Here is an 11,325-nt window from a genome sequence, read left to right on the forward strand (position 1 = left end):
CGTTAGCCTGAATAGGCTGGTGGCCAGCCGCTTACATTAAACACGTAACAAGGCGCAGCAATTCGCGGCCGGTGGCCGCCGGACGCCCTCTTCATTGCGGCTTCGCCTCCATTCCAAGGGCGCCGTTGTGCGCTGGCGTTAAATTGAGGTGAGCAGCCATGTACTTCGCTGATGAGCTATCCCGAAAATTCCGGACTCGACGCAGGGCATTTAGTCTGTGCTCCGTATTGGTTGCTCTAGCCGGCTTTTTCATTTTCGGTGTCATCAATTCTGAGAGGGGTGCAGAGCTTGGGTTGCCGGAATTCGGTCTCCTCATTGCTGTGGTAGTAATAATCTATGTTCTAAAAAGGATTTTTTGGCGTTGTCCCTCATGTGAGTCTTCACTACAAATGGGCGGCCTAACAGTATTCGATCTAAAAAAATCTGACAAAGTGCGATGCCCAGGCTGTGGCGTGACCTTGGAATAAATTTAACCATTAGTTCCAGTACGTTCCGGGCCTGGCGGCCCTCCACCGGATGCCCTTTTCGCTGCGCTACAAGGGCACCGCTGAACAACGGCGTTAAGCGGTAGAGGGTAAGTTTGAGCAATGGCAAATAATTGGAATATTCCGGACTGGCTGGAAAAAGAGGTCCGAGCCCGAGACACGGAATGCGTCTATTGCCGCAATGAATTTACCTCCGTGAAAGTCTCAAGAAAATCTGCGGCAAGCTGGGAGCACATCATCAACGATGCCAGCATCATTACTCGAGAAAATATTGCTCTTTGCTGTTGTGGCTGTAATGCCAGCAAAGGCCAAAAGCAGCTATCCGCATGGCTGCAAACCAAGTATTGCCGAGACCGGGGCATCACTCCGGAAACCGTAGCGCCGGTCATAAAGCAGGCTATTGAGCGTGGCCTGTACACAGCGCTTAACAAGTCGCTGTAGTACGCGGCCGAAGGCCGCCGGACGCCCTTTTCATTGCGGCTTCGCCTCCATTACAAGGTCGCCGCTAAGCTCAGCGTTAAATTTTTTGCTGCACCCTCGTCGACTATGCTGTAATACCTTGTAGTCGCCAAATTCGGGGGTACAGTCATGAGCGTCACCACAGTTCGCCTTCAAGCAGAAGTTGAAAAGCACCTGGAAGCAATCGCGGGCAGGCTGCACCGGAGCAAAGGCTGGGTAATCAATCAGGCATTGTCGGAATACATAGAAAAGCAGCAGCTTGAGCAAGAGCGTTGGAAACAAACGCTAGAGGCCATGGAGTCTGCTGTCCAAGGCAAGGTTGTTGATGCCAGCGAGGTTCATAGCTGGCTTAATAGTTGGGGAACTGACAACGAGCAGGATGCGCCGAGGTCAGACAAGTGAAACTGGTTTACACGGACGAAGCCATTGATGATTTGAAGCGCCTTAGGGAGTTCATTGCAGTCCATAATCCACCAGCAGCAACCAGGATCGCCACCGAACTGGTTGGCAAAATAGAGTTGCTTCTTGATTTTCCAAAACTGGGTACGCCGGTTGAAATGGCACCAGTGCCTGACTCTGTTCGGGATATGGTTTTCGGAAAATACGTTGTTCGATATTCGCTTCATACCAGTGCCATCATCATTCTCCGGGTTTGGCATGGCTTTGAAGGTGCACGATAGTAATTTAACCAAACTCGGCACTAAGTCATCTGGTCCAGGAAGTTTTCGATAAGACCGAGCGATTGGAAGATTTTCCCCAGTCCGGACGGATTCCCCCAGAACTTCCCAATTCGGTATACAAGGAGGTAGTGGTTCCACCGTGTCGTATTTTTTATCGTGAGGATGAGAAGCGGGTTCTCGTACTCTATGTCATGCGAGAGGAGCGCCAGCTTCGTGCGTACATGCTTGGAACAGCTAACCAGGCGCGTCACTCGGACGGCCTTTTCTCCGCTTTGCACCGAAAAGACCGCCGGTGCGCTTCGCGTTAGCTAGTAAGTACAAAAAGCACACAATGTGCTACCCTTTGACCCATGAAATCTATCACATGGAACCCAGAGAAGAACAAGCTTCTCCAAGAGGAAAGGGACATCTCCTTCGAGGATATGGTTTTGCACATCTCGATTGGGGGCATTCTGGATACTTTTAAGCATCCGAATCCAGTCCTGACTGAAAATCCAGTCCTGACTGAAGTGGAAACTGTTGCTGCGGGCGACAGCAGTACTCTTGCACTGAGCAAAAATGTGCTGCGGCAATGGGATACCGGGAAAAATCCTGAAAGGATCATGAGTTGCCAGAACCGATAACTATTCCACGCTCCAGACCTTCGTAAGCACGCCTGCCCCAGCCCGTTAACGGCCCCCCAAAGCGGAACCTTGGCAATATCTGTATAAGGCAACCGTCGATCAGATTGCCGTCCCCCGGAAAGTGAGACTATAGTGCCACTGTCGGTCTGTTTCAGGGTGAGTCCATGAAGCTTGAGCTGCTCTCGCGGGGAGAGCGTGCTGTACTTGAGGGAAGAACGTACAGCCAGGGTGAGGCGAGGGAGAAAATGAGTAAGTGGCTGACGTAACCTGGACAGAGCCCGCCCTTCAGGAACTGGATGCCATCACTGGGTACATTGCCCTGGATAATCCTGCTGCCTCAAATTCGGTCCTGTCCGGAGAGCCTCCACCGGACGGCGTTTTCTTTGCCTGGCTGCGCAAATGCCGCCGTTTATGCATGCGTTTGGCGCCAAAGGAATCATCGTGCAGACATTAGAGCTAAGAATCCCGCCCGTCGTCCTGGTGCTTGTCATGGCAGGCCTTATGTGGGCACTGAAGGTGGTGACCGCGCCGAGTCTGGGTTTCGCTTTCCCCTTGTCCCTGTTTGTAGCACTGGTGGTCGGGACAGCTGGTTTTGCTTTTGCCTTACTTGGCGTTCGGGAGTTTCGGTCAGCGGGCACTACCGTTGACCCACGAGTGCCGGATCAATCTGCTAGTCTTGTTGTTCGCGGAGTCTATCGAATAAGTCGAAACCCGATGTACGTTGGTTTCCTGCTGGTTCTGATTGCCTGGGGAATTTTTTTGAGCAATTTGGCAAGTCTTGCGCTGCTTCCGGCATTCGTTGTTTATATGAACCGGTTTCAAATCATCCCGGAGGAGCGGCGTATGAAAGCGAAGTTTGGTGAGGCTTACCATCAGTATGAAGCAAAGGTGCGCCGGTGGGTCTGATGCCCGACAGGACGTCAGGCAGTCCAGAATGTTCAGAATCCGGGTAACTCGAGAAAATGAAGAGAATATTATTGGCGATAGCACTCATTGCCATTACTGCTGATTCAACCCATGCTGATTCGCAGGCTGTGTTGGCAGGCACCCATTGGCGGCTGGTTGAGTTTCAGTCAATGAGCGATGAGGTGGCAACAAGGGTCCCTCACGACTCATCCCTTTATCTCATGCAGCTCAACGCCGATGGCAGCGTCACAATGCAACTCGACTGCAATCGTGCTGCCGGTAGCTGGGCTGCGAGGGCCAGTGATAACCCTGCGAACGGGCGCTTCGAATTTGGCCCCATTGCGGCAACACGCATGCTTTGCCCGCCTCCGAGCATGGACGAATTCGTGATTGCGCAGGCCCAATATGTTCGTGGCTATCTATTGAAAGACAGCAGGTTGTATCTGAGCCTTATGGCAGATGGCGGCATCTTTGTGTGGGAGGCGGTTCCGGGCAAGGCAAGTCCCACCGCGGTTCCTGCCTCGCCTGAGGATGGTGGAACGCACAAAGTGCCGGTGAGTTGAGGCTTTGGAAAGTTTTGAACCAGCCATTGAAAAAAGGAAGAAAATTGAAGGGCCTTATCACAATTGTTCTGGTAGCTGCGCTCTTCGGTTGTGCGTCAAAACAGGCAAAATTCAACTTTGACGGTCCGGATCCGGCCGTTGTCGGCGACAAGCCTGAGGGCTATCCAAGAACCTATATCAGGCCTCTTCCCGATTTCCCGGGTTTTTGCATTAAAGTAACTGAAGACTGGAAGTCCCATGATCACCAGGGACAAACCATCTGGTTAAGAGAAAAACAGGTAAAAAGTCTGAATTGTCCTTCGAGACACATGGAGTGGCAAGGTGTAGACATCCCCTGAAATCGGTGCCTGGGTAATTAGGGCGCGCTCTGAAGGCTGCATCTACAGCCTTCAGAGCGCGCAGAGGCGATCGGAGCAGCAGCAGAAGATGGTTATAACAGTCGCTTTAAAGGCTTTGGCAATCTGGGTCGGCATTCTGCTGCTGGCTGTGGCCAACGGAGCACTGCGCGAGTCTTTGCTTGTACCGGGGCTTGGAACTCCGGCTGCCCTGGTGCTGAGCGGATTGCTGCTGTCAGCCCTGATCATTGGTGTGGCCTACCTGTCGCTCCCCTGGCTGCAGATCAGCCACGCCCCTCAGCTCTGTGCCGTCGGGCTGGGCTGGCTCGCGCTCACGCTCGTTTTCGAATTCTCGTTCGGGCTCTGGCAAGGCAAGTCGTGGCCCGAGCTGCTCGAGGCCTACACATTCAGGGGTGGCAACGTCTGGCCTCTCGTCCTCGCGGCCACCACCCTTGCACCCTACATTGCTGCTAAGCTGAGAGGACAGGGGTAGGGCGCCTTACCGGGCTGCCGGATCGCCGGGATGGACGCCACTCCGACCTTGAGATCTGCACTTTAAGTCTGGAACACCTATGCCTGATTTGACTTACCTGCGACCCTTCGATCCCGGGCGTTTCACGATGTCGACAAGAAATTTGAGGAAGGTCGGGAAGATATGGTTGATGATCTCGAATTTCCGGCCAGGGCTGGGGAGCCGTTGGATCATGAGGCAGCGCGCATTAGCGCAGCATTGGTTTTCACAGGGGGTGGAATGTCACTACAAGTGGTCTCATCTGATGACCTGAAGCAGTGTTGCAGGCTGTCGGATGGCCGGCTGGTTGATATCGAAATTGATGATTCCGGCCAGGAAATAACCGTCACGGCGGTTAATGGCCCGAAACTGGGCTCAATTGAATTGCAGGGCACCGGGTCAGGCGACTACTACCTGAAACGGATGTACCTTGATCAGGATGGAGGCGAATTCAAACGGTGCGGTATAGGGCGCCAGGCCCTGAAATTTCATCATCAATCCTTCGGCTGTCTGTTTACGGCAGCGCCAAATGATGGCCAGCAGCGGGAGGATGGCAGCCACCTTACGGGCGATGCCCTGCGGTTCATTCAGAAAATGCGGGATGAGGGCCTTGTCTTGCAGTCAGATCCTTACTTGTAGCCTGGAAGCGATCAGTGCCATGCACACGATGAGCGCGTAATGGCCGATGTTTATCGCAACTTTATCAGGGGTTTACATGCTATGAAAAAAGTCGAGAATTTCTTCGAAAAAGTATTGTGGAGTTCAAGATTTCTGGTTTTGATCGCTGTTGTTTCCAGCCTGCTTGGCTCTCTGGTGCTTTTTATTGTTGGTACCATGGATCTGTTCGGCGTGGCCAGGATGACGCTCTATTATTATCTTGGCCAGGAGAGCCAGGATATTCATGAATTCCTCATCACCGATATCATTCTTGCCATTGATATCTATCTGGTGGCGGTGGTTCTGCTGGTGTTTGGGGCCGGAGCCTACCGGTTGTTTATCTCGCCGATTGATGAATCGGAACAGAGTGGTCCCACCCACCCGTTCAATATACAAACATTTGATGAGCTGAAGGATAAGATTGTCAGGGTCGTTATTCTTGCAGTCATCATCGAATTTTTCCGGGCAGTGGTGGATATCCGGTTTGCCACGCCACTGGATGCGATATACCTGGCGCTTTCGGTTCTGGCACTGGCAGCCTCTGTTTACCTGATGAATATGAGTCATGATAAGAAAAAAGAAGCTAAGAGCGGCGCCGGCCCGGCTGAATAGTGTGTGGTTTTGAGCGCGCGTTAATCGGGTAGTCTCAGGCCCCGGGCTTCGGGCGCTTCCTGCCAGGCTTCTGCCAGTATCCTCAGGATTTGCTGACTGCCCTGCGGGGGTCCGGAAGAAAGTTCCGGGCGGCCGTGAACCGGCCTTTTTAAAACGCCCGGGAATGGGTATTCTTGGCGCGGATAACAACACCAAACAGAGGTTTTCCCGAACATGCAGACCAAGTTTCTCCTCGACGAAAGCCAGATGCCCAAGAGCTGGTACAACATCCAGGCGGACCTTCCCGAACCACTGCCTGCGGTGCTTCACCCCGGCACTCAGCAGCCGATTACCCCGGCCGACCTGGAGCCATTGTTCCCGGCTGCGCTGATCGAACAGGAAGTCACCACCGAGCGGGAAGTCGAGATTCCCGGCCCGGTCCAGGATGTCTACAAGCTCTGGCGCCCGGCCCCCCTTTACCGGGCTCATGGTCTGGAAAAAGCCCTGGGTACCCCGGCGAAAATCTTCTACAAGTACGAGGGCGTCAGCCCCGCCGGCAGCCACAAGCCCAACTCTGCCATCCCCCAGGCCTTTTTCAACAAGGAAGCCGGCATCCGCCGTCTCACCACCGAAACCGGCGCGGGCCAGTGGGGCACGTCACTGTCGTTTGCCGGCTCGCTGTTTGACATCGACGTCACTGTTTTTCAGGTCCGGGTCTCCTTTGACCAGAAGCCCTATCGCCGGGCCGTGATGGAAACCTACGGTGCCTGCTGTGTGGCCTCACCCTCGGAAATGACCGCTTATGGCCGCAGTGTGCTGGCGGAGAACCCGGGCCACACCGGCAGCCTCGGGATTGCGATTTCCGAAGCCGTGGAGCTGGCGGTTCAGGACTCCGAGACCAAATACGCCCTGGGCTCGGTGCTGAACCACGTACTGTTGCATCAGAGTGTCATTGGTCTGGAAGCCATGCAGCAGATGGAAATGGCGGACGCCTGGCCGGATGTTATCGTCGGCTGTACCGGCGGCGGCTCCAACTTCGCGGGCATTGCCTTCCCGTTCATGGGCCATGCCCTGCGGGGCGGGGAGAAATCCCGGATTGTCGCCGTTGAACCCTCCGCCTGTCCGACCCTGACCCGGGGCAAATACGCCTACGACTATGGCGATACGGCGAAGATGACCCCGCTCACCAAAATGCACACCCTTGGCTCGGGGTTCACGCCCCCTGGCTTCCACGCCGGTGGTCTGCGCTACCACGGCATGGCGCCACTGGTTTCCCACGCCAGTCAACTGGGGCTGTTTGATGCGATCGCCTACACCCAGCGGGAATGCTTCGAGGCCGGCGTGCTGTTTGCCCGGCACGAGGGTATAGTCCCCGCGCCTGAGGCCAACCACGCCGTCAAGGGGGCCATTGAAGAAGCCCTTCGCTGCAAACGCGAAGGCAGGGCCGAAACCATCCTCTTCAACCTGTGTGGCCACGGCCACTTCGACATGGCCGCTTATACGTCTTACTTTGCCGGCGATCTTTCCGACCACGAATATGATGATCAGGAACTGGCCATGGCACTCTCCGGGCTTCCCTCGGTGTGAGGAATTCTGACGACGACAGCCATGGCCTAGTCAGGGTCATGGTTGCCACCAGGCTCATTCACCTGAAAAGCCAGCTCTGGTCAGTAACGCCAGCGAGAGCGTTTCTGCAACTTGCGCTGTAAGGTTCGGCGGTGCATGTTCAGATCTCTTGCCGTGGCGGATACATTACCATTGTTTTCATTAAGAATTCGCTGAAGGTGTTCCCATTCCATTTCCTCCACTGAGGGAGGGTCCTGGCGTAAAACCGGGGAGCTGTCCAGCGACTCGAAACCGGCCTTGAGCTGAAGCAAGGTGACCGGTTTGCATAGGTAATTCACAGCGCCCCGTCGCATTGCCTCAACGGCTGTGGCGATACTGCCGTAGCCGGTAAGGACCAGTACCTCAAGCCTGGGCTGACGCGCCAGGAGTTCAGGAAGCAGTTGCAGGCCACTCTCACCGTTCAGGTTAAGGTCAAGTACGCATTTCTGGAATGACCGTGATAGCAACGCATTCCTGGCTTCGTCATGGTTATGCGCCCCGAAAGCCTCAATGCCCTGGCGATGCAGCGATCGCTGAAGCACCTGAATAAACGCCTCGTCGTCGTCAATCAGCAACCAGTCCGATGGCCGATTACTCATCTCGCGCCTCCGGTTGCGGTGGTTCCGGTTGCGGGAAGCGTAATGACCATGGTAGTACCCTCCCGTGCGGCCCTGGCTTCAAGAGTTCCCCCCAGGCGCTGGATGGTTGCATTGGAAAGAAAGAGACCAACTCCCAGACCATTCTCCGAGATCACGACCTGTTCTCCGGCCGACTCCTGAAATGCTCTCTCCATACCCTCACCACGATCTTTCACAATGATTTCAACACCGCCATCGCGAGTCGGTTCGGCGCTGACTGCAACCCACATCGGACTGACTTTCAGGGCATTATCCAGCACGTTCAGAATGGCCTGGTCGAGGGTTGCATCCACGGCGACAGGTTGGTCCGGAAACGGCATAACCCACTCTATCGGTGCCGCGGGCCATAACAGTGTTGCTGATTCCCTCAGCCGCTTCATCCAGGATGCAACCGGTATCACCTCCGGTTGAGCATTTTTTGCATGTCTTGCAGCTGCTGACAGCTGATCTAAATGGCTGTTGCAAAGTTCAAGCTGGTTCTGCATCAGGGCAAGGTCACCGGTAACAACGCCCCGGTCCTGGTCGTTAGCTTTCATTTCTTCCACCAGCAGCATCAGCGTGTTGAGTGGCGTGCCAAGCCGGTGGGCCACTGATGCTGCCGAAAGCCCCATCGTAATGATCTGTTCGTCCCGCAAACGGTTTTCGCGGATTTGAGCCAGCTGGGTCTGATTGCGTTGCAAGCGGCGGGCGAGAGCTCCCACTACCAAAAGAAATATGGTTGCAGTGATTACAAATGTAATCCACATGCCCACCAGGTGCAGTTGCGCCAGGTCGGTGTTGTGATGATCGTAGGTGACCGGTGCATGCCAGATCATCAGGGAGGTGTAGATGCTTACCCCGATCAGAGTAATGGCAATGCTCTGGTAAAGGGGTACCAGAATTATGGTCATCGCAATCGGCAGCAGCAGCAGAGATATAAGCGGATTGGTATAGCCGCCGGTCAGGAATACCCAACCGCCAATCAGTACCAGATCCAGAGTTAGCCCGAGACTGACCATGGCAGAAGATCGAGGCGGATAGCGGGTGAACCACAGCCACCCTGAAACTGCGATAATTCCATAAGCAACGACGAGAATCAGTGCCTCGGACTGGTAGGAGAGCGCGAGCATGTATTCGGCAACAGCCATAGCCACCAGTTGAATGGCAACTATGGCCAGGCGCATGTTCAAAAGGTAATGGCCAGCCTGCCGAAAGCCTGTTCGAGTGGGTGTTAACCATTGCATAGCGGGCAGTCCTGTTTCTCAGGCAGTCTGTTCAGAGAAAACGGGACCAGTAAAGCCCCAGACCCAGGTAGTCTGAGCGCTCGTCAGCCAACCGGTTTCGAGTCCATTCCAGTCGCAGACCAAGGTTGTCAACCAGCTTGTATTGATAACTGATACCCAGCCAGTCCGGGTCGCTATCTTTTGCCATCAAACCGGCCTTGATTGCAAGCGCTTCCGCAGCCGGACCTGCCAGATGATTATCGGGAGTGATTCGGGCGTATTGCAGGCTGAGCGACTGGCGTTGCCACGCCAGTCCGGTTCGTATCCAGAATGCCTGATAGTCACCCGTAAGCTCGGCGGCCCGGGTCGTATCCCGAACGATTCCATCAACTTCTACCGCCACCATTTCACCGGACAAACTCCAGTCGAATCCGCTGGCGAAGTGCCGGGTGAGCTGCAGAGTCAGGCCAGCGCTGTCCTGATCGCCATCGAATCGCAGATCCTGGGTTTCGGTATCCACTCCCCCGTGGCTATGGCCGCTGTCATTGCGATCGTCAGCGCGATCACTTGCGCGGGCCGCCATGGCCCAGGCGCCGGCACCCAGTGACAGATTCTGGCTTCCGCCATGCCACCGCACATAGATATCATGGGCTCCGCCGTTTTCGCCGGGAGTGGCCGGAAAGGCCCCGCCCCTCCAGGTTTCAGCACCGATCGTGAAGCCGGCACCCGGAGATGCTTCCAGGCGCAGTCCCTCATCGACGAAGTGGCCACCATAGAACGCAGAATAGACAGGGTTGGTTTCACTGAATGACCGGCTGAAAGAATGAGTCCGGTTTTCTTCCGAAAATGCCGCTTTCAGCCTGCCCATAGTGACTTCCGGCTGCCAGCTGCCGGAGAATCGATAACCTATGGCAGCCTGTTCAAGGTCTACGGCGTCCCCGTGGTGGGAGCCGGCATCAAGAAGCACCCGGACCCCTTCCTCGCTGAGCCAGCGCAGGTGAACACTGGCGTCATCCAGCGCGAATCGCTGGTCTACGCCGTGGGCATCGCCACCCATCAGAACGCCCGGAATCTGCCACAAGCCTTCCTCTGGCAACGCAGTATCTGACCGATAGGTTGTCGAAATCCCGGTGTAGATCGACAGGGATTCATCCGAGAACAGGGAGTCACGTTCGGGGGAGCCGGGCGGGGGAAGCGATGAATGCCCCGCGCACAGTGACGGCGTTAGAAACAGGAGGGGCAGTAACAGGCGCATAATGATTAATTCCAGGGATTACTGAATCGTGGATCTGAAATAAAACTGAGGTCGGTCAGGCTTTCGAGAAAAGTGATGAGATCCTGTTTATCATTGGCCGTTAACGTAAAGCCCGTCACGAAGCCATCTTTGAACGGATTCTGTCGTCCATCACCGGCATGGGGCCCGTCGGTAATGAGGCGTCCTCCTGCGGCGTAGAAATCAATCACCTCATCGAGCGTGCTCATGCTGCCGTCGTGCATGTAGGGTGGCGTGACCGCAATGTTACGAAGACTGGGTGCCCGGAATTTGCCCATATCGGAAGGGTCGCCGGTAATCTCGAAAATACCCCTGTTGTCCTGGGGATAATCACCGGTGCCGCCGATATTGAACAGACCGGTATTGTGGAAGGGGCGCTCAACAAAGGTCATGGAGCGATCCAGGGTCGAATTGCTGAAGTTGTACCCCCCGTGGCAGTGGAAACACTCGAGCTCTTCGCTGAAAAAGAGTGCTCGCCCGCGACGGGCACTGGCGCTCAGGGCAGTTCCATCGCCCTGGTTGAAACGGTCTGCGGCAGAATCAAAGGACACCATGCCGCGGACAAAAGAGGCCAGAGCAAAAACCACATTACCGAAATCAATCGGCGAGCCCTCGTTCGGAAAAGCTTCAGCAAACAGTTCCGGGTAAACCGGTTCGTCTCGTAACCTGTCCAGGACTTCGTCGCGATTCAGGTCGGTAATGCCGTGTTCCACCGGGTCTTCGCTGAAAAGCGGTATCAGAATCTGCTGTTCCAGACTTCTCAGGGAAGGGTTGGCCCAGGTTTGCGTGGCATTATA

16 protein-coding genes are annotated in these 11,325 nt (G+C 55.2%); 12 read left to right on the forward strand and 4 right to left on the reverse strand.

What is annotated here, in order from left to right; all coding sequences use genetic code 11:
- Positions 1 to 587 precede the first annotated feature (587 nt).
- The 12 genes from VJ956_RS16110 (at position 588) to VJ956_RS16165 (ending at position 7,397) form a co-directional block, all read left to right on the forward strand.
- Complete coding sequence (locus VJ956_RS16110; protein ID WP_324086059.1) at positions 588 to 926, forward strand: hypothetical protein; 339 nt, start codon at positions 588 to 590, stop codon at positions 924 to 926.
- Positions 927 to 1,073: 147 nt separating this feature from the next.
- Positions 1,074 to 1,346 carry a CopG family ribbon-helix-helix protein gene (locus tag VJ956_RS16115; protein WP_324086060.1) on the forward strand — a complete coding sequence of 91 codons (273 nt, stop codon included), beginning with the start codon at positions 1,074 to 1,076 and terminating at the stop codon, positions 1,344 to 1,346.
- Positions 1,343 to 1,624, forward strand: a complete 282-nt coding sequence (locus VJ956_RS16120) for a type II toxin-antitoxin system RelE/ParE family toxin (RefSeq protein WP_324086061.1) — start codon at positions 1,343 to 1,345, stop codon at positions 1,622 to 1,624. The genes VJ956_RS16115 and VJ956_RS16120 overlap by 4 nt, the downstream gene beginning before the upstream one ends.
- Positions 1,625 to 1,653: 29 nt before the next feature.
- A complete protein-coding gene (locus VJ956_RS16125; protein ID WP_324086073.1) occupies positions 1,654 to 1,932 on the forward strand; it encodes a type II toxin-antitoxin system RelE/ParE family toxin in 279 nt (92 codons plus the stop codon).
- Between the two features lie 42 nt (positions 1,933 to 1,974).
- Complete coding sequence (locus VJ956_RS16130; RefSeq protein WP_324086062.1) at positions 1,975 to 2,247, forward strand: hypothetical protein; 273 nt, start codon at positions 1,975 to 1,977, stop codon at positions 2,245 to 2,247.
- Between the two features lie 399 nt (positions 2,248 to 2,646).
- Entirely contained in the window at positions 2,647 to 3,153 is a 507-nt protein-coding gene (locus tag VJ956_RS16135; protein ID WP_324086063.1) for an isoprenylcysteine carboxylmethyltransferase family protein, read from the forward strand.
- Positions 3,154 to 3,224: 71 nt separating this feature from the next.
- A complete protein-coding gene (locus VJ956_RS16140; RefSeq protein ID WP_324086064.1) occupies positions 3,225 to 3,716 on the forward strand; it encodes an META domain-containing protein in 492 nt (163 codons plus the stop codon).
- 44 nt (positions 3,717 to 3,760) lie between these two features.
- The gene (locus tag VJ956_RS16145; RefSeq protein WP_324086065.1) at positions 3,761 to 4,054 is read left to right on the forward strand and encodes a hypothetical protein; all 294 of its coding nucleotides are present in this window, start codon (positions 3,761 to 3,763) and stop codon (positions 4,052 to 4,054) included.
- A gap of 88 nt (positions 4,055 to 4,142) precedes the next feature.
- A complete protein-coding gene (locus VJ956_RS16150) occupies positions 4,143 to 4,544 on the forward strand; it encodes a hypothetical protein (RefSeq protein ID WP_324086066.1) in 402 nt (133 codons plus the stop codon).
- A gap of 258 nt (positions 4,545 to 4,802) precedes the next feature.
- Positions 4,803 to 5,201 (forward strand): hypothetical protein, encoded by a 399-nt coding sequence (locus VJ956_RS16155; RefSeq protein WP_324086067.1) that lies wholly within the window; start codon positions 4,803 to 4,805, stop codon positions 5,199 to 5,201.
- Between the two features lie 81 nt (positions 5,202 to 5,282).
- Positions 5,283 to 5,831, forward strand: a complete 549-nt coding sequence (locus VJ956_RS16160; protein WP_324086068.1) for a YqhA family protein — start codon at positions 5,283 to 5,285, stop codon at positions 5,829 to 5,831.
- A 213-nt stretch (positions 5,832 to 6,044) separates the two neighbouring features.
- Entirely contained in the window at positions 6,045 to 7,397 is a 1,353-nt protein-coding gene (locus VJ956_RS16165) for a TrpB-like pyridoxal phosphate-dependent enzyme (RefSeq protein WP_324086069.1), read from the forward strand.
- A gap of 80 nt (positions 7,398 to 7,477) precedes the next feature.
- Here the strand turns inward: VJ956_RS16165 and VJ956_RS16170 are convergent, their stop codons facing one another.
- The 4 genes from VJ956_RS16170 to VJ956_RS16185 all read right to left on the reverse strand — a co-directional run.
- Positions 7,478 to 8,014 carry a response regulator transcription factor gene (locus VJ956_RS16170; RefSeq protein WP_324086070.1) on the reverse strand — a complete coding sequence of 179 codons (537 nt, stop codon included), beginning with the start codon at positions 8,012 to 8,014 and terminating at the stop codon, positions 7,478 to 7,480.
- The gene (locus VJ956_RS16175; RefSeq protein ID WP_324086074.1) at positions 8,011 to 9,216 is read right to left on the reverse strand and encodes a HAMP domain-containing sensor histidine kinase; all 1,206 of its coding nucleotides are present in this window, start codon (positions 9,214 to 9,216) and stop codon (positions 8,011 to 8,013) included. The genes VJ956_RS16170 and VJ956_RS16175 overlap by 4 nt, the downstream gene beginning before the upstream one ends.
- A 91-nt stretch (positions 9,217 to 9,307) precedes the next feature.
- Positions 9,308 to 10,510 (reverse strand): hypothetical protein, encoded by a 1,203-nt coding sequence (locus VJ956_RS16180; protein WP_324086071.1) that lies wholly within the window; start codon positions 10,508 to 10,510, stop codon positions 9,308 to 9,310.
- Between the two features lie 5 nt (positions 10,511 to 10,515).
- A partial coding sequence (locus tag VJ956_RS16185) for an MbnH family di-heme enzyme (protein ID WP_324086072.1) occupies positions 10,516 to 11,325 on the reverse strand: 810 nt, incomplete at its 5' end.

Origin of the sequence: Marinobacter sp., from assembly GCF_035268745.1 — a bacterium.
Taxonomy (GTDB): Bacteria; Pseudomonadota; Gammaproteobacteria; order Pseudomonadales; family Oleiphilaceae; genus Marinobacter.